We start from the raw sequence: 16753 nt of genomic DNA, 5'->3' as shown, positions 1-16753 counted from the left end.
GCCGTGCGCGCGAACAAACAAAATCACAAGGACACGACTGAATGATCCCGATGGATTGGATTTTGGGCCTGATTGGCGGCCTGATGATCGGCAGTGCTGCTGCGATCTATCTGTTGGTGTCCGGTCGGATCATGGGCGCATCCGGTATCTTGGGCGGGCTCGTGGATCTGAGTAGCCCGTCGCTTGAGAAGGCAGTCTTTGTTGCGGGCTTGGTCGCAGCGCCTTTGGCTTACGGGATGATCTGGGGCTTTCCCCAGACCAATCTGACAGCCGACACCAGCCTTTTGATTATTGCTGGCCTGTTTGTTGGGATCGGAACTCGGATGGCCAATGGCTGCACATCGGGTCACGGCGTCTGCGGGATATCGCGGTTTTCGGTGCGTGGGATTACGGCGACGGTGACCTTCCTCTTTTTCGGAGCGCTGGCAATGTATGTCTTGCGCCACGTCTTGGGGGTCATTTGATGCGGCTTGTCATTGCTTTGATCTCTGGTGCCCTGTTCGGCCTTGGTCTGACCGTTTCCGGTATGACCAACACCGCCAAAGTGCAGGGGTGGCTTGATTTCTTTGGGGCTTGGGACCCGACACTGGCATTTGTCCTTGGCGGAGCAATCCTGCCGATGCTGGTGGCTTGGCGGATCGCTGAACGTCGCAAGGTGGCCGTGCTCGGCTCGCCCATTCCGGCGAAGCCCGATCCGGTTTTGGACCGCAACCTGATCGTCGGTTCCGCCTTCTTTGGCGTCGGATGGGCGCTTGTTGGGCTTTGCCCCGGACCAGCGATCGCTGTGCTGGGATATGGCGGTGGCAATGCGCTTTTGTTCTTTTTCGCGATGCTGATCGGGATGGCGGGCTACCGGTGGGTGCCGTTGATGTTGCGGGGCGCGCCTGCATGATCCCTACACTGCACACAGATCGCCTGACGCTTGGTCCGTTGGCTGAACGGCATTTTGAACCGCTAGCGGCGTTTTACGCGTCCGACCGGTCAAAGTATGTCGGCGGGCCTCTAACGGCAGAGCGGACGTGGCGGATGCTGGCGACTGAGGCTGGTCACTGGAACCTGCGCGGCTATGGGCGCTTTGCGGTGGAAGAAACCGCGACAGGCGCAATGGTCGGTGTGATTGGCCCTTGGAACCCGCATGGCTGGCCAGAGCCGGAACTGGGGTGGGACCTGATGAATGGGTTCGAAGGCAAAGGCTACGCAACCGAGGCCGCGAAAGCCGCGCGCGACTGGGCCTACACCACCTTGGGTTGGACCACCGCCATCAGTCTGGTTGCACACGGCAATGACGGCTCGGCACGCGTGGCGCAACGCCTTGGCTGTACGCTTGAGGGTCCGTATTCCCACGAAATCTTTGGTGAGATGACCGTTTGGCGCCACCCAGGTCAGGAGAGTTCGCAATGACAGACGCCGTTCAAAAAGCCGCCGAAGTGCTGGCCGAACATCGCGACAGCATCGACCGGCTGGACGCGATCCTCGTCTATACACTTGGTGAGCGGTTCAAGCACACCCAGGCCGTGGGGCGCCTCAAAGCCACCCATGACCTGCCTGCCTCGGACCCTGACCGGGAGGCCAAACAGATTGCACGGCTCGAAGACCTCGCTCAGCGCGCGGACCTCGATCCGGAATTCGCAAAGAAGTTCCTGAACTTCATCATCGCTGAAGTCATTCAGCACCACAAAAAACACCAATCCTAGGGTTTCGGCCCTGACCGCCATTCAAGGAGAACAAACAATGGCCATGAAAATCCGTCTTGCCCGTGGTGGCTCGAAAAAACGTCCTTTCTACAGCATCGTGGCTGCTGACAGCCGCATGCCACGCGACGGCCGTTTCATCGAAAAACTGGGCACCTATAACCCACAGCTGCCAAAAGACAGCGAAGAGCGCGTCAAAATGAATGTTGAGCGCATCCAGTACTGGCTGGGTGAAGGCGCGCAGCCATCCGACCGCGTGAGCCGCTTCCTCGAAGCTGCTGGTGTTGTTGCGAAGAAAGAGCGCAACAACCCACAGAAAGCCGTTCCAGGCAAGAAAGCCCAGGAGCGCGCTGAAGAGAAAGCTGCCAAAGCAGCAGAAGCTGCCGAAGCTCCTGCTGAAGACACGGTTGCTGAAGAGTAAGACCGCCAATGTTCGGGATCGGGCGCACTGTGATCCTTGTGGTGATCGCGTTTGTGGCGGGCATGCTCTTTGAGCGGTCCAACGCAGGCGCGCTCTGCAAGGGAGCGTCCGATTGGAACGGTTACCTGCAATGCGTGCTATCGGAGATGTTGTGATGGCAGAAGACACCCGCATCTGCGTTGGCGCGATTGCAGGCGCATATGGCGTGAACGGAGAGGTGCGGCTCAAGAGCTTTTGCGCGGATCCGTTTGCATTAGGCGATTACGGCGACCTCACCAATGAGGCCGCCGATCGCGTTTTTCAGGTTCAGATCGACCGCGCCGGTAAAGGCGAATTGATCGGACGTCTGTCTGACGTTCGCACCAAGGAAGATGCTGATGCCCTGAAAGGTGTTCGGCTTTATGTGCCGCGCGATGCGCTGCCTGACCTGCCGGACGACGAATACTATTACTCCGACCTTGAGGGCCTTGAGGTCGTTGATCCCGGTGGTGCGGTTTTGGGCAGTGTTCTGCGCGTCGTGAACCACGGTGCGACAGACATTTTGGAAATTCGCGTGCCGGGCGCATCCGAAACGGTGCTGCTGCCGTTTACCCATGCGGCTGTGCCCACGGTCGATCTTGGCGCGGGCCGCATCATTGCCGATCCGCCAGCAGGCATTTTCGACTAAGCTCAAGCTCTGCAACGCCCCATGATTGCGATTGCCTGAAGGGACGTATCCAGTTACCTCTCGGCGCATGGCACCCGTTCTGATCCATGCTGGTTTTCACAAGACCGCCACGACGACCCTGCAAGACACGGCGCGCGTCAACGCAGACCTGCTGGCAAAATACCTGCGCGTGTTTCTCAAGGCGGACATGATCGACGTGACCGAGGCAGCGCGTGCCTATTCGGTGGCGCCAACACGGGCCAGTCTGACGTTGTTCGAAGACGCCGCTCAGACGCTATTTTCCGCGTTGGACAAAGATGATGAGCGGCCGGTCGCCCTTTTATCTGAAGATTTGTCAGGGATGATGCCGGGACGCTCCAGCGTCACAGACTATTCCGCCGCCGTTGCCTTGATGCCCCGTCTTGTCCGCGCCTGCGCGGAAACGTTTTCGGACACCGAAATCGAAGTCTATTTCACGACCCGGTCGGCAGATGACTGGTATGCCAGCGCGCATTGGCAACTGATCCGGCATTCCCGCAAGGGCGTGACACTGGCCAATTTTCGCAAGGACTACGATACGGCAGCGGACTTTGGCCCGCTGTGCGACAGGATTTCCGATGCCGTGGACGGGGCCTCAGTCACCACCATGACGCTCGAAGACCTGCGTGGGTTCGAACACGGACCGATTGAGCCGGTATTGTCGGCCCTTAACGTCCCGACCGAGGTGTTGGCTCAATTGGAGAAACCGCCAAGAGCGAATTCTTCGTATCCGGAACTGCGTGGACTTTTTCGAGAGTTGAACCTCTCGCCATTGACCGACGCGCAGGTCGGGGAACTCAAGGCGACGGCTATCCGCATGTGTCGCGGGCAGACCGTGACTCGAAAGTAAAGAAATGACCGACAAGCCATCTAAATCGCACGGTCGCAAAACTGTGCGGGTCTCTGTGAAGCCTCGTTCCTTGATGGATGGACCGGCTGATCTTGCCGGTGTCTGGACTGCGCGGATTGTGACGCTCTTTCCCGACGCGTTTCCCGGTGTTCTGGGTGCATCCCTGACCGGGAAGGCGCTTAAGGAAGGCAAGTGGCAGTTGCAGACCACGGACCTGCGTCTGTTCGGGGATGGCAAGCATCGCAATGTGGATGACACGCCAGCAGGCGGCGGCGCGGGAATGGTGCTGCGCCCTGATGTGGTCGGTGCCGCCATTGAGCACGCCCATCGGTCTGGACCCATCCTCTATATGTCACCGCGTGGCACGCCTTTGACACAGGAGATGGCCGCTGATCTTGCGCGGGGTCCGGGCTGTACGATCCTGTGCGGTCGTTTCGAAGGCGTGGATCAACGGGCAATCTACCATTACGGCATGCGCGAGGTGTCGATTGGTGATTACGTTCTGACCGGCGGTGAATTGGCGGCCCAAGTGCTGATTGACGCAACCGTTCGGTTGCTTCCGGGGGTCTTGGGCAACGAGGCGTCGACCGAAGATGAAAGCCATTCGAATGGCTTGCTGGAACACCCGCAATATACACGCCCGGCCGAATGGCGGGGGCAGGGCATCCCCGAGGTCCTGACCTCTGGCCATCACGGGAAAGTCGCAGATTGGCGGCAGGATCAGTCCGAGCGTCTCACGCAGGAACGTCGCCCGGACATGTGGGACCGGTACACCAACAAAGACGGGTAGTGATTATCGCCACGCGTTGATGGTGGCCGCGATGCGTTCCGCTCCGCGACCGCTGTAGTACGCTTCTGTTACGGGATGACGTCCCGCGCTCATGCCGCGAGACAGGATCAGGACGGCTCTGTGGGTTTGGCTGTCTGAACTGCCAGAGGTTTCAACCTCGGCCCTGTCGAAATCGGCAAGGTCATGAACTACGCGGGTTTGTGATGTCAGGGATTTTCGCCGAATGTCGATAGTCCCAGCCACTCGGTCAAAGATGATCTGACTGCGTCGGACAAATGCCCAAAACGCCAAGGCCCCCATCCCGACAAAGGGCACCCCGATCAGAACGCCCGTGATGTCGCCCTGATCAATGGTCATGTTCCACGCAACTCCGACCCCGATCATGATGAACGTCATGGCCAAAAGCCCGGGCCAAACCGGGCGGTTGTCTATGATCAGTTTTTCCTTGGTGCTCTGAGTAACCTTCATGGACCAACGCTGACACGGCGCAGGCCAAACAGGCAAGTCTGTTTGGCCTGACCATGCTGGGTCGGAGGACTGCAGTGTTTCAAGCGCGGTTATGCCGCGAGTTGTCTGACAGCTGTCTCGGCACCGGCCAAGGTCGCTTCTGGATCGAGCGCCATCTGGTCAGCGGCGATGACATCAACGTCTTCGATCCCGATAAAGCCCATGACATGGCGGATGTAATCCGTCGCAAAGTCGATGTCCGAGCCTGATTTCGTGCCGCCGGAGGCAACAACGACGATTGCGCGCTTGCCTTCGAGCAAACCCTTGGGACCGGTTTCTGAGTATTTGAAGGTGATCCCGGCGCGCGCAATCTGGTCGATCCATGCTTTCAACGCGGCAGGAACCGAAAAGTTATAAATCGGAACACCGATGACCAGCGTATCGGCCTCTTTCAATTCGGCGACCATCTCGTCCGAGACCGCGAGTTCGGCCTTTTGCGCGTCCGTGCGTTGGTCGGCAGGTGTGAAGTTGGCGTTCACCCACGCTTCGGAAATTAGCGGCACACCATGAGCAAGATCGCGTGTGATGGTTTTGGCCGGTGCCAGTTGCGAAATGATCTGATCTGCTAGTTTCCGTGTGATGGAACCTTGCAGCCGTGCGGATGAATCAATTCTCAGAACGGTCTTGGACATTGGGTGTTTCCTTTCCATATCGGTTGATGCGGAATGTAGGTTTATGAACAAATTTGCACCATTGTCTGAAATGGTGTTATTGATGTGCAAAATTGCACAAAAAAGACAAAGGAAGACCCATGGAAAACTGGGACGAGGTGCGCACGGCCTTTCAAGTGGCACGTCTGGGAACGGTCAGCGGCGCGGCAGAGGTGCTTGGCGTTCACCATGCGACGGTGATCAGACACATTGATGCGCTGGAGCAGCGGCTTGGTGTCAAACTGTTTCAACGCCATGCGCGCGGCTATACCGCGACAGAGGCTGGGCAGGACCTTCTTCAGGTCGCCAAGGCGACGGACGATCAGTTCACCCAATTGTCAGGACGCCTGAAGGGGCGCGGGTCATCGGTGACCGGGGACCTCGTCGTGACATCGCTGGCAACATTTTCGCCTTTGCTTGCGCCGATCCTCGCCGAATTTCAGGCAGAGCATCCAGAGCTGATCGTGCGCTACCTGACCGGGGACCGTCTGTTCCGCTTGGAATATGGCGAAGCCCATGTAGCCATCCGTGCCGGAACAGCGCCAGACCAACCCGACAACGTCGTGCAGCCCTTCATGCGCCAGAAAATCGGTCTTTATGCAGCGCACAGCTATATCCGGCGCAAGGGACGTCCGCAGGGCGAAGAGACCTTTGCTGACCATAACTTTGTCGGACATGACGCCGAAACCCGCGCCCCGTTCAACATGTGGCTGCGTGATAACGTGCCGCTGGAAAACATCGTCTACAGAACGATTGATAACCGGTCGATGGAGGACGCGATTGTTGCCGGTGCCGGGATCGGGTTCCTGCCGCATTCGCTGGCGTCGCGCTACAGCAATCTGGTGCAGGTCGAGCCGCCCCGCCCGGAATGGGCAGCGCCTTTGTGGCTTGTCACCCATGTTGATCTTCACCGCACGGCCAAGGTGCAAAGCTTCCTCACCTTCCTGAAGGCTGCGGTGAAAGACATGGACGCGTGACACGCGAGGCCGCTGGCCATCTGGCCATGTTGGTCTTTTCGGCACTGGTGGCTGGATCGTTTGCCTTGGGCAGCAAGGCTGCAAACCTGCTGGACCCCGCGGCGCTCAACGCGTTGCGCTTTACCTTGGCAACCGTCCTCATCGGCGTGGTGGGGTTTGCTCTGCGACGGATCAAGCGGTCTGACGCGCGTGCGCCTTGGCGCTATTTCGTGCTTGGGGCTTTGCTGGCGACCTATTTCGTTTTGATGTTCGAAGGCTTGAAAACCGCCGCGCCGGTGTCGGCGGCAGCTGTTTTCACGCTGACGCCCATCATGGCTGGCGGGTTTGGATATCTTGTCATGCGGCAGGTGATGACGCTGCGCATGGCATTGGCCTTGTTCATTGGCGCTATTGGCGCGTTATGGGTGATTTTTCGGGCAGATCTTGCAGCGGTCTTGGCATTTCAGGTGGGACGCGGCGAGGCGGTGTATTTCTGGGGCTGCGTTGCCCATGCTCTTTATGCGCCCATGGTGCCTCGGCTGAATCGCGGCGAAAGCCCGGTCGCCTTCACCTTTGGAACCTTGCTCGCGGCGACCGTTATTCTCTGGACGCTTGGCGGCCCGGAATTGATGCGCGCAGAATGGTACGCGATCCCAGCCGTCGTTTGGATCACGATCCTCTACACGGCTATCGCTGCCACGGCTGCAACTTTTGTGCTGTTGCAGTTCGCCTCCCTGCGTCTGCCAGCAGCCAAGGTCATGGCTTACACCTATTTGACTCCCAGTTGGGTCATCCTTTGGCAGATTGCATTGGACGGGCAGGTGCCACCCCTACTGACACTGGGTGGTGTCGGGCTGAGTATCCTGGCGCTACTTTTGCTGTTACGCCGCTCAACCGCCTGATGGGCGGGTGTCGTCAGGAGCGTCGCCGAGTTCCTTTTCCAGAAACGCCTCAAACGCATCCAAGTTGACGGCTTCAAACTGACCAAAGCTTTGCATCCAGACCGATGCATCCCGCAGCGCGTCGGGCTCAAGCTTGCACCATTTCACGCGGCCGCGCTTTTCCTGACTGATCAAACCGGCCTGTGTCAGCACTGTCAGGTGTTTCGAGATCGCGGCCAGAGACACATCAAACGGCTCGGCCACATCCGTGACGGCCATGTCATCTTCGAGCAGCATCGACAGGATGGCGCGCCGCGTCGGGTCGGTCAGAGCCGCAAAGACGCGGTCCAGCGCAGAAAGGTCAGCATCAGCAGCCATGGCTTGGCCTAGACCGCCGGCGCGGCAGCGGTCAAGGGTGGGTACGCCGGATCAATTGATGCGCAAACCACTCCATAAGGTTGAATTTTGCCAAGGGGCGACCGGTCTCTCGGCTTAGGAACCGCAACGCGACGTGCGGGTGCGGACCCTCCAGCATGGGGTCACCGATCATGGGCAGGCGGCTGAACGCGCGCCCGTTGATTTTTGTGTACTGGTAGATCGGTGTGCCGTGGCCGACCCCGGTCAGCCGAATTTGAAATCCACCAGAGCGTCCCAAACCAGCGTCAGAATGAACGTTCGAAGAGGCGGCAGATGATGACAGAATGTGTGTGACCTGACTCAGCCTCGCGGGCGTCAGAGTCAGACAGGCCGGGGCGCGTCGTGCAAGTGACACCGTTGCATCGCAGCGGTTGCCGCGCGGTGCGATGCGATACACCACGCCTGACGCTTCTCCCAAGGCACCGACATATGTGCGCGGAAGGAAAATGGCCTCAACTCCCGTGGCTTCAAGAATGTGGACGCATGTCGGTCCGCATGTGCCAGAGCCGCGTCCCAGATGACCGGGCATATCCATAACAGCGATAATGTCTTGCGGCGCAAAGCGGGGAATTTCACCTCCGTCATGTTGGGCCAGCGACATCAATCTGTGGTCCGATATCGGCGCGATGACCAAGGCCTGCAGCAGGAATGGTAAAATGGCCAGTCCGATACTCTGCCATTGTTGCCAGCGCGCCAATCGACGGGCCGCCAGATAAATACCTGTGCCGACGCATAGGCTTGGCGCAGCCATGATGCACCAAGCCAGCGGCGTGAGGAGGAGCGACGCGTTCATCCACACAAGCACTGGTGTCAGGATGTCACCAAGGTAGAAAACTGAGACGACGCATAAGGCGCCGTAGATCACGAGAAACAGGGAATCGTGTGACCACTGATCAGAGGTCGACGCGCGGGGTGTGAGGGGCAAAGCAAACATGCCTAACCCGTCTTGCCCGCACCGGGCGGAAATGTGGCGGCCCGGCGGTCGCTACATGGAGCTTTGATCAAATGCTCAACCAAACGGTTAAGTTTGGGTTTGCCATGCCATTAGATGCGGCAAGGCAGCGAGGACTGGAAGTTTATCCCTTTACCAAGTAAATACAGATACTTAGAGATGAATGGGCTGCGTCAAACGCGCAATTGACTCTGTGGCCCCAGCGCCATAGCACCTGCAGCAACACGTATGGGGCGCACGCATGAGCGACGAACAGCGACTGAAAGCGCTGGAAGCGCGGATCGCGGAGGCGAAAGGCCAGGCCGAAGCCGAAAAACCCCGTGCGGACGAACACTACTCCATGGCCAACGTGGCCTGGAGGATGGTCGTGGAACTGGTCGCCGGGTTAGGCATTGGTTTCGGGATCGGATACGGACTGGACATCGCACTTGGCACGACGCCATGGCTGATGATCCTGTTTATAATGTTTGGCCTCGCGGCTGGTGTGAACGTGATGATGCGCACCGCCAAAGAGGTTCAGGATAAGCAAGCAGCCGAGCAATCGGCGGCGCATGAGACGGAAGAGGGCCAATAATGGCGGATGAAGCAAAAGGCGGCGGTCTGGTTATCAAGCCAATGGACCAGTTCGAGGTCAAACCGCTGTTCGGTGGTTCTGAGATCGGCATGTTCACCATCACCAACGTGACATTGTGGATGGCTTTGGCCGTTCTGGCCGTGGTTCTGATGCTGGTCGTCGGCACACGTGGCCGCGCAGTGATCCCAAGCCGCGCTCAGTCAGTCGCCGAGATGGTCTATGGCTTTGTCTACAACATGGTTGTGGACGTGGCCGGTAAAGACGCCGTCAAATACTTCCCGTACATCATGACGCTGTTCGTGTTCATCCTGTTCTCGAACTTCCTCGGTCTGATCCCGCTTAGCTTCACGACAACCTCACATATCGCTGTGACAGCTGTCCTTGCTCTGGCTGTGTTCATCACCGTCACCGCAATTGGCTTTATCAAGAACGGCGCCAGCTTCCTGAGCCTGTTCTGGGTTTCGTCGGCACCTCTGCCGCTGCGTCCGATCCTCGCGATCATCGAAGTCATCTCGTACTTCGTGCGGCCGGTCAGCCACTCAATTCGTTTGGCAGGCAACATGATGGCCGGTCACGCCGTGATCAAAGTGTTCGCAGGCTTTGCAGCCGTCGTCGCGGTCGCCCCGCTGTCGATCGTTGCTGTGACCGCGATCTACGGTCTCGAAGTCCTCGTGTCGGCCATTCAGGCCTACGTGTTCACCATTCTGACGTGTGTCTACCTGAAAGACGCGCTTCACCCGCATCACTAATCAACCAAGTTTCGCGGGTCCGCCCGCAAACGAACTTCCAATCTAAGGAGATACGGACATGGAAGGCGATATCGCACAAATGGGTCAATTCATCGGCGCAGGCCTGGCAGCCATCGGCTCGGGCGCAGCTGCTATCGGTGTGGGCCACGTTGCTGGCAACTTCCTGGCGGGCGCTCTGCGCAACCCATCCGCTGCTGGCGCACAAACCGCGACGCTCTTCATCGGCATCGCGTTCGCAGAAGCCCTGGGGATCTTCGCGTTCCTCGTGTCGCTGCTGCTGATGTTCGCTGTCTAATCTTGCTTTAAGAGTTGCCCCGGCCCCCATGTCAACGGGCCGGTCGGGGTGCCCTCAGAAAGTAGGAGGACGACATGGCAACTGAAGCCACCGTTGCGGACGCCGCCAGCAAGCCTGGGATGCCGCAACTCGACTTTTCGACCTTCCCGAACCAGATCTTCTGGCTCGTCGTCACGATCGTCGTCATTTACCTTGTCCTGAGCCGTGTGGCATTGCCACGCATCGGGGCGGTTTTGGCGGAACGTGCGGGAACGATCACAAATGACCTTGCTGCGGCAGAGGACCTGAAACAGCGCGCTGTTGAGGCTGAGGAAGCCTACAACAAAGCACTGGCAGAAGCCCGCGCCGAAGCACAAAAGATCGCTGCCGAGACGAAGGCGTCTATTCAGGCTGACCTCGACAAGGAATTGGCAAAAGCCGATGCCGAAATCGCGGCCCGGGCTGCAGAAAGCGAAAAGGCAATCGCCGAGATCCGCGACAGCGCGGTCGAAAGCGTGAAGACCGTCGCAACCGAAACCGCTGCTGAACTTGTTTCGGCATTGGGCGGTAAAGCCGATGACAAGGCCGTGGCAGCTGCCATCGCCGAACAGATGAAAGGGTAAGCCATGAAACGTCTCACCCTCGCATTCGTTCTGCTTGGTTCGCCTGCATTCGCGGCTTCGAAGAACCCGTTTTCGCCTGAGTTCTACTCGCTGTCGAATACGGACTTCATCGTCGCAATCGGTTTCTTCTGCTTTATCGGTATCCTGGTCTACTTTGGCGTGCCAAAGATGTTGACCAAGGCGCTGGATGATCGCGCGGTTCAGATCAAATCTGAACTGGACGAAGCCAAAGCTCTGCGGGAAGAAGCTCAGACCCTATTGGCCAGCTACGAGCGCAAGCAAAAGGACGTTCAGTCCCAAGCTGATGCAATCGTTGCCGCTGCCAAGGAAGAGGCTGAAGCCGCTGCTGCGAAAGCCAAAGACGATATCGCAACATCCGTTGCCCGCCGTCTGGCCGCTGCTGAAGATCAGATCGCATCGGCGCAAGCTTCGGCTGTAAAAGAGGTCAAGGATCAGGCCGTCAACGTGGCCATCGCGGCCGCTGCCAGCCTGATGAGCAAAGGCATGACTGCCGCGTCAGCCAATAAGATGATCGACGACAGCATCGCTCAGGTCGAGAGCAAGCTGCACTAAGCAGCGCTGGTTATCGAAATTGACGAAGGGCTCGCCACCGGCGGGCCCTTTTCATTTGGGACTATTTGGCTTGCTCGTGCTCGAACCGTTGGCGTGCAACGACCTCGTGTTGGTCCGCTTTGCGTTGCTCCAGCAGCGATGCCTCGACAAAGGCAAGATGCGTTTCGACGGCCTCACGCGCCGCTTCTGGGTCGCGGTCCTGAATCGCTGCATTGATGGCGCGGTGTTGATCCAACAGATGATCGCGCGTCGTCCGTTGTTTGAACATCATTTGCCGGTTGTAGAACACGCCCTCGCGCAGCAGGTCGAACATGGACCGCATCATGTGAAGCATGACCACGTTGTGGGACGCCTCGATAATCGACAGGTGGAATTCAGCATCTAGTGCCGCCTCCTCTTTGCCCGATCGTTTGGTGTGGGCCACCTCCATGCGCTGAAGAACTGTAGCGATCACTTTGAGATCAGTTTCAGAACCCAAACGTGCCGCGCGTTCGGCGGCCAGTCCTTCCAGGTCACGGCGAAATGCAATGTAGTCGAAGACGGCTTCATCATGGCTACCCATGAGTTGAACCAGTGCGGGTGAGAAGGCCGAACCAAGGACATCTGCGATATAGATGCCCGCGCCCGCACGGCTGGCGAGCAATCCTTTTTCCTGAAGCTCTGCCACCGCCTCACGCAGGGACGGGCGTGAGACGCCAAGCCGCTCCGACAGTTCGCGTTCCGATGGCAGCCGTTCCCCCGGGCGCAGGATGCCGCGCAAGATCAGCAATTCGATTTGCCGCACAACCGCACTGGACAGCTTTTCGGCTTCAATTTTCTGAAATGGCATAGGCACCCCGTCGAATTGGTCAAATTATATGACCAGTCTGGCGGGGTGCGCAATGAGTTTAGAGCAGAGGCTCTTAGGCTGCGTTCGGACGGATGATGATATCAACGCGTCGGTTCTGAGCGCGGCCCTCTGGTGTGAGGTTGTCGGCAACTGGCTCCGCCTCTCCGCGCCCAAAGGCCCGGATACGTGACGACGAAACGCCGTTCGCGATCAGTTCACCTGACACTGCATTGGCGCGACGTTGGCTTAGAGCCTGATTGTAACCGGCGTCGCCTGTGTTGTCCGTGTGCCCGACAATATCAACCGTTGTGTCCGGGTAAGCCTGGAGGTTGGACGCAAGCGCACCCAGATCGCGGCGCAGGTCAGGTCGCAGATCGGCGCTGTCGATGGCAAACAGGATGTCCTGCGGCATCGTCACAATCAGCTCAGAACCTGTATTCCGGATGCGGACCTGATCATTGCCCAGCGACGCGCGCAGGTCAGCCTCTTGCTGATCAAGACGTTGCCCGATCAGGGCTCCGGCGCCTGCACCGATCGCGGCTCCGACGATTGCGTTTTTGGCTTTCTGATCCCCGCCCGTGGCGAGACCGGTGATGGCACCCACGGCGGCCCCGGTCAGGGCACCTTGCTGGGTGCGGTTTTGATCAGGCGCGTCGGGGTCAAAATTCGTCGCATCGATACAGCCGGACAGGGCAATCAGGCCTGCGCCGGCAACCAGAGTGAGTTTGTGCATGGAGTTGCTCGTTCCTTGAAAATGGGGCCAGCTCCCCCGGCCCCGTTTTTGTTGAATTCGGGTTAGCGATTGGCCGCTGCGCTGCCTGCGAGTGCGCCAATAGTGGCTCCTACGACGGCACCGCGGCCTTGGGTGTTGTCCCCGGCAAGCGCTGCGCCCGCGACGGCCCCGATGGTCGCACCGGTGGCGACCGACCGTTCTTCGGCCGTCAGGGTTGAACAGGCGCCCAATGTGGTCATCGCGATCAGGGCAAAAGCTGCTGTGAGTTTGGTCATGGGGTTTTTCCACAAATCATGTCTTACACGCCTACCACATGGGGGCTGCACCTGTTGATATGCAATAACAGGCCGATTTGTTCCCCCGAATGGCAAGAGATTGCCTATCCCATAGCCTCTTCCAAACCGTCAGTCCCTTCGGTTTGTGCGGCCTCATAGGCCAACATGGCCCGTTTCACGGCCAAGCCCCAGTGATAGCCACCAAGCCCGCCTGATTTGCGCAGGGCGCGGTGGCACGGCACGATCCAACTGACCGGGTTCCGCCCAACGGCGGTGCCCACCGCCCGCACGGCACGCGGTGCGCCAACCCGGTGCGCGATCTCTGAATACGTCGTCACCTGACCGGATGGGATCTGCATCAAGGCCTCCCAAACCTTGATCTGTAGTGGCGCACCGATCAGGAGTACACGTGTCTCACCACCCCCGAAAGCAGCGTGAACATCGTCTCGGATCATGTCGGGGTCTTCGCGGTAAGACGCGTTGGGCCATCGCCCCCTCATATCCTCCATCGCGGCCTTGCGGCCAGTTTCATCCGCGAAGGCCAGACCACAAATGCCGCGATCTGTGCCCATGGCAAGCGCTTCGCCAAAGGGCGACTGGAACCAGCCATAGCTGATCGTTGTTCCTGCACCGCCCTTGGCAAACTCACCGGGGCTCATGGCTTCCCACCGGATAAAAAGATCATGCAGCCGGGATGTGCCAGACAGGCCAACCGCCCCTGCGGTCTCAAGGGTCGTGAACCGCTCTTTCAGCAGCGATTTGGCGTGGCCGAGCGTCAGGAACTGTTGATACCGTTTCGGTGATACGCCCGCCCAACTCGAGAAGGTGCGTTGGAAATGTGCGGGGCTCATCCCGGCTTCTGCGGCCAAAGCGTCCAGTGAGACAGGTCCCTCGGCGGCATCAATGGCCTCTATCGCGCGCCGGATGACGCCATAATGATAGCTGTGTTCCATATCCATGATCGTGCCTCCATCGCTATGATCTGTTCTAGCAATGCGATCTTGTCCAGACGATCCGAATGATGCGCATCCAGCGATTTTGCGGCCTTTAGGCGTAGAAGCTGGCGGACGAAAAGAAGGGGACCATTGGCCCCCTTCGATTAGCTTGATTTGGCAGCTGAAATGCTTGCTGAAACAGAGGCTACATCTGGCCGATGGAAAAGAAGTAGGTTTCACCAGAGTGGTCATCGACGCCGTCATTGTCGGTGCTGACCCAGGCTGTGCCGTCTTCCATGATGGCCAGACCTTCGACTTTGTCCTGCACATATCCGTTGGTCATCAGCAGGTCAGGCAGCAGGTCGCGGACCTCTTCTTTGGACACGACGGGCAGGTCGCCGCCAAGCGGCGCCGGCACCATGTCTGACATCGGGATGCGGTAGACCTTTTTGGTCACTGCGCCCGATGCGATCTGGTTGTCACGCTCTATCACGTACATGAAATCGCCATGGGCGGTGATTTCCGACAGCCCGACCCAACCGGTTGCTGGCTCCGCCTTTTGGTACAGAACTGCGCCCCATTCTTCGGTCTCGGTGTTGTAGGCGACGAGTTTCACGTGGTTCGCCGGATCGTCGGCCCATTCGCGTTGTGTTGCCATCCAGAGGGTGTCGCCCACCTTGGTGATGCCTTCGAAGCCATAGCGACGCTCGACGGCGCGCAATTCAGACGGCAAAGCGATCTCTTCGTCGATATTGCCGTCGGCTTCGACGTAGTAGATGCCGTGCGGGATCATCCGGTCGGTGCGGCCTTCGGATGCGATCCAAAAGCCTTTGCCGTCAAAGTGGATGCCTTCCATGTCAAGCTTTTGCGCCGGGCGGCCTGCGCGGGTCACGACTGTTGCGTCGGTGATCTGTGCAGGTGTCACGGAGGTGTCGATTGTGAAGATCGTTGGCTGATAGCCGTAGAAGCTATCGTTCACCGCATAAACAGTCGAACCTTCGCCAGCCGACATGCCCGAGATGGCGCCCCAGCCGATCAATTCGTCTGCACCGGCAGAGGTCAGCATCGGATACTGTGCGGCACCTTCTGCAAATTCGTAGATCATGACATGCGCCTCGGCGGCCCCATCTTCGCGCCCGTCAACCTCGTTGGCCGAGACCAGCAGGTTACGCTCTGGGATTGACACGTAGCCCTCTGGCCCGATGCCCGATGGTAGAAGCTGTGCCAGAACGGGGGCAGCAGGGTCGGTCACGTCATAGACACCAACGACCGATCCGCGCTCGGACCCGACGAACACCATCGGTGTGCCGTCGAATGTGGCGGTTTCGATCGACTCCGGCTCGACGCCTTTGCTGTCCGAGCGTTTGTCGGGGTAGTGCCCGATCTGAACCAGCGCATGTTCAAAGGTTGCTCCAGCCTCGTAAACCACGGCGCCGTCCTTGTTAAAAATCGTCCAGCCGCGCGAGCCGCCGTCCATGTCGCCTTCGTTGGCGGTGGCAAAGTGGTCATCGTCCAACCATTTCACAGCGTCGGGTTCACGCACGCGGCCCGGCTGGCTGTCGGTAAAGATCAACGCGCCGCGTTCGTCCACGGTGTCGATGCCGTCCAGATCAACCGCACCTGCGGAGAAGTGGCTGACAATGGTGCCGTCTGCGGCGACCACAACCATGTGGTTGTTTTCCTGCAGCGACACGACAACTTCACCCAGACCGTTGATGTCAACGAATTCTGGTTCCGGGTCGTTTCCGTCAACTTCGGCCAGACCGGTCAGGTCGACCGTGCGGAGGCTGTCGCAGTTCAGGTTGCCGTCTGCGATATCGACCATGACAAGGAAACCCGCAGGCATCTGGCCAGTGCGGCCGTCGCCAAGGTCTTCATCGCGTTCGTTTTCGATGGCGACTGCAACGAATTCACCGTTGGTCGCGACCGAGTCCGGCTGACCGCCCAGGTCACATTTGGCAAGCTCGGTGCCTGATGGCACGGCCAGCGCCATCAGGTGGCCGGAGGTGTTGATGAAGTCTTCGGAGGTGTTCACACCGACAAAGGCGGTTGCGCCTGAAATCGCCACAGCGGTGGGTTCGCCGTCCAATTTGACGAAGCCAGCCGGGGTCGGGTTCGCGGGGTCTGTGATATTCACCATGCCAACGCCTTCGGCGGGGCTGTCAGTGTAGACCAGCGTCATGCCATCGGCGGTGACATCGATGATCTCAGGCGACGATTCCTGATCCCGCATGTCTTCGGCATGGTTCAGCATGACCGGAAAGCTTGCGATGCGGTTGAAGTTCTTCTCGGCGGCGACGCCCGTTGCGGCGATGGCCAGTACCGAGGTCAGGCCCAAAAGTCGTGACATAGGATCCCCCTCTACTGTCAGAGGGCGATGTGCGGGGG

Annotated in this window: 25 protein-coding genes; 16 read left to right on the top strand and 9 right to left on the bottom strand. The window is 59.0% G+C overall.

Translation table 11 applies throughout. The annotated features are described in order from the left end of the window. The first annotated feature begins 44 nt into the window (after window positions 1–44). From FE702_RS09555 to trmD, 9 genes are all read left to right on the top strand, one after another. Complete coding sequence (locus FE702_RS09555; protein ID WP_147126188.1) at window positions 45–464, top strand: YeeE/YedE family protein; 420 nt, start codon at window positions 45–47, stop codon at window positions 462–464. After that, window positions 464–892: a DUF6691 family protein gene (locus FE702_RS09550; protein ID WP_147126005.1), complete on the top strand. Its 429-nt coding sequence runs from the start codon at window positions 464–466 to the stop codon at window positions 890–892. The genes FE702_RS09555 and FE702_RS09550 overlap by 1 nt, the downstream gene beginning before the upstream one ends. Further along, on the top strand, window positions 889–1401 hold the full coding sequence (locus FE702_RS09545) for a GNAT family N-acetyltransferase (RefSeq protein WP_147126004.1): 513 nt from the start codon (window positions 889–891) through the stop codon (window positions 1399–1401). The genes FE702_RS09550 and FE702_RS09545 overlap by 4 nt, the downstream gene beginning before the upstream one ends. Then, window positions 1398–1694 (top strand): chorismate mutase, encoded by a 297-nt coding sequence (locus tag FE702_RS09540; RefSeq protein WP_147126003.1) that lies wholly within the window; start codon window positions 1398–1400, stop codon window positions 1692–1694. The genes FE702_RS09545 and FE702_RS09540 overlap by 4 nt, the downstream gene beginning before the upstream one ends. Window positions 1695–1731: 37 nt before the next feature. After that, window positions 1732–2112, top strand: a complete 381-nt coding sequence (gene rpsP / locus FE702_RS09535) for a 30S ribosomal protein S16 (RefSeq protein ID WP_147126002.1) — start codon at window positions 1732–1734, stop codon at window positions 2110–2112. Between the two features lie 8 nt (window positions 2113–2120). Beyond that, entirely contained in the window at window positions 2121–2267 is a 147-nt protein-coding gene (locus FE702_RS18610) for a hypothetical protein (protein ID WP_186827038.1), read from the top strand. Beyond that, window positions 2267–2779, top strand: a complete 513-nt coding sequence (rimM, locus tag FE702_RS09530; protein ID WP_147126001.1) for a ribosome maturation factor RimM — start codon at window positions 2267–2269, stop codon at window positions 2777–2779. The genes FE702_RS18610 and rimM overlap by 1 nt, the downstream gene beginning before the upstream one ends. A 67-nt stretch (window positions 2780–2846) precedes the next feature. Beyond that, the gene (locus FE702_RS09525) at window positions 2847–3647 is read left to right on the top strand and encodes a sulfotransferase family protein (RefSeq protein WP_147126000.1); all 801 of its coding nucleotides are present in this window, start codon (window positions 2847–2849) and stop codon (window positions 3645–3647) included. Window positions 3648–3651: 4 nt separating this feature from the next. Further along, window positions 3652–4437 carry a tRNA (guanosine(37)-N1)-methyltransferase TrmD gene (gene trmD, locus FE702_RS09520; RefSeq protein WP_147125999.1) on the top strand — a complete coding sequence of 262 codons (786 nt, stop codon included), beginning with the start codon at window positions 3652–3654 and terminating at the stop codon, window positions 4435–4437. Between the two features lie 3 nt (window positions 4438–4440). Here trmD and FE702_RS09515 read toward each other — a convergent pair whose 3' ends face one another. Together FE702_RS09515 and FE702_RS09510 are read right to left on the bottom strand one after the other, a co-directional pair. Next, on the bottom strand, window positions 4441–4905 hold the full coding sequence (locus FE702_RS09515) for a hypothetical protein (protein ID WP_147125998.1): 465 nt from the start codon (window positions 4903–4905) through the stop codon (window positions 4441–4443). Between the two features lie 89 nt (window positions 4906–4994). Next, window positions 4995–5576 (bottom strand): FMN-dependent NADH-azoreductase, encoded by a 582-nt coding sequence (locus tag FE702_RS09510; protein ID WP_147125997.1) that lies wholly within the window; start codon window positions 5574–5576, stop codon window positions 4995–4997. Window positions 5577–5695: 119 nt separating this feature from the next. Between FE702_RS09510 and FE702_RS09505 the strand changes: the two genes are divergently transcribed. Both FE702_RS09505 and FE702_RS09500 read left to right on the top strand, forming a co-directional pair. Continuing rightward, window positions 5696–6571, top strand: coding sequence for a LysR family transcriptional regulator (locus tag FE702_RS09505; protein WP_147125996.1), 876 nt, complete (start codon window positions 5696–5698; stop codon window positions 6569–6571). Next, window positions 6568–7452, top strand: a complete 885-nt coding sequence (locus FE702_RS09500) for a DMT family transporter (RefSeq protein WP_255449643.1) — start codon at window positions 6568–6570, stop codon at window positions 7450–7452. Before FE702_RS09505 ends, FE702_RS09500 begins: the two co-directional genes overlap by 4 nt. Here the strand turns inward: FE702_RS09500 and FE702_RS09495 are convergent. Then, window positions 7441–7809 carry an ArsR/SmtB family transcription factor gene (locus FE702_RS09495; RefSeq protein ID WP_147125995.1) on the bottom strand — a complete coding sequence of 123 codons (369 nt, stop codon included), beginning with the start codon at window positions 7807–7809 and terminating at the stop codon, window positions 7441–7443. The genes FE702_RS09500 and FE702_RS09495 overlap by 12 nt on opposite strands. Before the next feature lie 31 nt (window positions 7810–7840). Beyond that, a complete protein-coding gene (locus FE702_RS09490; protein WP_147125994.1) occupies window positions 7841–8782 on the bottom strand; it encodes a hypothetical protein in 942 nt (313 codons plus the stop codon). A 259-nt stretch (window positions 8783–9041) separates the two neighbouring features. On the opposite strand from FE702_RS09490, the gene FE702_RS09485 reads away from it, so the two are divergent. The 5 genes from FE702_RS09485 to FE702_RS09465 all read left to right on the top strand — a co-directional run bounded on the left by FE702_RS09485 (window position 9042) and on the right by FE702_RS09465 (window position 11593). After that, complete coding sequence (locus tag FE702_RS09485; protein WP_147125993.1) at window positions 9042–9374, top strand: AtpZ/AtpI family protein; 333 nt, start codon at window positions 9042–9044, stop codon at window positions 9372–9374. Further along, window positions 9374–10123 (top strand): F0F1 ATP synthase subunit A, encoded by a 750-nt coding sequence (locus FE702_RS09480; RefSeq protein WP_147125992.1) that lies wholly within the window; start codon window positions 9374–9376, stop codon window positions 10121–10123. Before FE702_RS09485 ends, FE702_RS09480 begins: the two co-directional genes overlap by 1 nt. 58 nt (window positions 10124–10181) lie before the next feature. Further along, complete coding sequence (locus FE702_RS09475; protein WP_147125991.1) at window positions 10182–10418, top strand: F0F1 ATP synthase subunit C; 237 nt, start codon at window positions 10182–10184, stop codon at window positions 10416–10418. A gap of 74 nt (window positions 10419–10492) precedes the next feature. After that, on the top strand, window positions 10493–11020 hold the full coding sequence (locus FE702_RS09470; RefSeq protein WP_147125990.1) for a F0F1 ATP synthase subunit B': 528 nt from the start codon (window positions 10493–10495) through the stop codon (window positions 11018–11020). A 3-nt stretch (window positions 11021–11023) separates the two neighbouring features. Further along, a complete protein-coding gene (locus FE702_RS09465; RefSeq protein ID WP_147125989.1) occupies window positions 11024–11593 on the top strand; it encodes a F0F1 ATP synthase subunit B in 570 nt (189 codons plus the stop codon). A gap of 61 nt (window positions 11594–11654) precedes the next feature. On the opposite strand, the gene FE702_RS09460 is transcribed toward FE702_RS09465, so the two are convergent. The 5 genes from FE702_RS09460 to FE702_RS09440 all read right to left on the bottom strand — a co-directional run bounded on the left by FE702_RS09460 (window position 11655) and on the right by FE702_RS09440 (window position 16715). Continuing rightward, complete coding sequence (locus FE702_RS09460; RefSeq protein WP_147125988.1) at window positions 11655–12422, bottom strand: FCD domain-containing protein; 768 nt, start codon at window positions 12420–12422, stop codon at window positions 11655–11657. A 73-nt stretch (window positions 12423–12495) separates the two neighbouring features. Next, window positions 12496–13155: a YiaD family glycine zipper/OmpA-like lipoprotein gene (locus FE702_RS09455; protein WP_147125987.1), complete on the bottom strand. Its 660-nt coding sequence runs from the start codon at window positions 13153–13155 to the stop codon at window positions 12496–12498. Between the two features lie 62 nt (window positions 13156–13217). After that, window positions 13218–13430: a YMGG-like glycine zipper-containing protein gene (locus tag FE702_RS09450; protein ID WP_147125986.1), complete on the bottom strand. Its 213-nt coding sequence runs from the start codon at window positions 13428–13430 to the stop codon at window positions 13218–13220. Between the two features lie 104 nt (window positions 13431–13534). Further along, window positions 13535–14389 carry a bifunctional helix-turn-helix domain-containing protein/methylated-DNA--[protein]-cysteine S-methyltransferase gene (locus FE702_RS09445; RefSeq protein WP_147125985.1) on the bottom strand — a complete coding sequence of 285 codons (855 nt, stop codon included), beginning with the start codon at window positions 14387–14389 and terminating at the stop codon, window positions 13535–13537. A gap of 181 nt (window positions 14390–14570) precedes the next feature. Then, entirely contained in the window at window positions 14571–16715 is a 2145-nt protein-coding gene (locus FE702_RS09440; RefSeq protein WP_147125984.1) for an esterase-like activity of phytase family protein, read from the bottom strand. Between the last annotated feature and the right edge of the window lie 38 nt (window positions 16716–16753).

This window comes from Shimia ponticola (assembly GCF_007995215.1).
Lineage (GTDB): Bacteria > Pseudomonadota > Alphaproteobacteria > Rhodobacterales > Rhodobacteraceae > Shimia_B > Shimia_B ponticola.
This window is presented reverse-complemented; position numbering and strand designations above follow the sequence as displayed.

Coding starts and splice junctions, on each gene's coding strand:
- FE702_RS09540 (WP_147126003.1), top strand. CDS start 1,398: ATGACAGACGCCGTTCAAAAAGCCGCCGAAGTGCTGGCCGAACATCGC.
- rimM (WP_147126001.1), top strand. CDS start 2,267: ATGGCAGAAGACACCCGCATCTGCGTTGGCGCGATTGCAGGCGCATAT.
- FE702_RS09465 (WP_147125989.1), top strand. CDS start 11,024: ATGAAACGTCTCACCCTCGCATTCGTTCTGCTTGGTTCGCCTGCATTC.
- FE702_RS09470 (WP_147125990.1), top strand. CDS start 10,493: ATGGCAACTGAAGCCACCGTTGCGGACGCCGCCAGCAAGCCTGGGATG.
- trmD (WP_147125999.1), top strand. CDS start 3,652: ATGACCGACAAGCCATCTAAATCGCACGGTCGCAAAACTGTGCGGGTC.
- FE702_RS09480 (WP_147125992.1), top strand. CDS start 9,374: ATGGCGGATGAAGCAAAAGGCGGCGGTCTGGTTATCAAGCCAATGGAC.
- FE702_RS09490 (WP_147125994.1), bottom strand. CDS start 8,782: ATGTTTGCTTTGCCCCTCACACCCCGCGCGTCGACCTCTGATCAGTGG.
- FE702_RS09550 (WP_147126005.1), top strand. CDS start 464: ATGCGGCTTGTCATTGCTTTGATCTCTGGTGCCCTGTTCGGCCTTGGT.
- rpsP (WP_147126002.1), top strand. CDS start 1,732: ATGGCCATGAAAATCCGTCTTGCCCGTGGTGGCTCGAAAAAACGTCCT.
- FE702_RS09460 (WP_147125988.1), bottom strand. CDS start 12,422: ATGCCATTTCAGAAAATTGAAGCCGAAAAGCTGTCCAGTGCGGTTGTG.
- FE702_RS09445 (WP_147125985.1), bottom strand. CDS start 14,389: ATGGATATGGAACACAGCTATCATTATGGCGTCATCCGGCGCGCGATA.
- FE702_RS09450 (WP_147125986.1), bottom strand. CDS start 13,430: ATGACCAAACTCACAGCAGCTTTTGCCCTGATCGCGATGACCACATTG.
- FE702_RS09495 (WP_147125995.1), bottom strand. CDS start 7,809: ATGGCTGCTGATGCTGACCTTTCTGCGCTGGACCGCGTCTTTGCGGCT.
- FE702_RS09515 (WP_147125998.1), bottom strand. CDS start 4,905: ATGAAGGTTACTCAGAGCACCAAGGAAAAACTGATCATAGACAACCGC.
- FE702_RS09510 (WP_147125997.1), bottom strand. CDS start 5,576: ATGTCCAAGACCGTTCTGAGAATTGATTCATCCGCACGGCTGCAAGGT.
- FE702_RS09505 (WP_147125996.1), top strand. CDS start 5,696: ATGGAAAACTGGGACGAGGTGCGCACGGCCTTTCAAGTGGCACGTCTG.
- FE702_RS09455 (WP_147125987.1), bottom strand. CDS start 13,155: ATGCACAAACTCACTCTGGTTGCCGGCGCAGGCCTGATTGCCCTGTCC.
- FE702_RS09525 (WP_147126000.1), top strand. CDS start 2,847: ATGGCACCCGTTCTGATCCATGCTGGTTTTCACAAGACCGCCACGACG.
- FE702_RS09440 (WP_147125984.1), bottom strand. CDS start 16,715: ATGTCACGACTTTTGGGCCTGACCTCGGTACTGGCCATCGCCGCAACG.
- FE702_RS18610 (WP_186827038.1), top strand. CDS start 2,121: ATGTTCGGGATCGGGCGCACTGTGATCCTTGTGGTGATCGCGTTTGTG.
- FE702_RS09545 (WP_147126004.1), top strand. CDS start 889: ATGATCCCTACACTGCACACAGATCGCCTGACGCTTGGTCCGTTGGCT.
- FE702_RS09475 (WP_147125991.1), top strand. CDS start 10,182: ATGGAAGGCGATATCGCACAAATGGGTCAATTCATCGGCGCAGGCCTG.
- FE702_RS09485 (WP_147125993.1), top strand. CDS start 9,042: ATGAGCGACGAACAGCGACTGAAAGCGCTGGAAGCGCGGATCGCGGAG.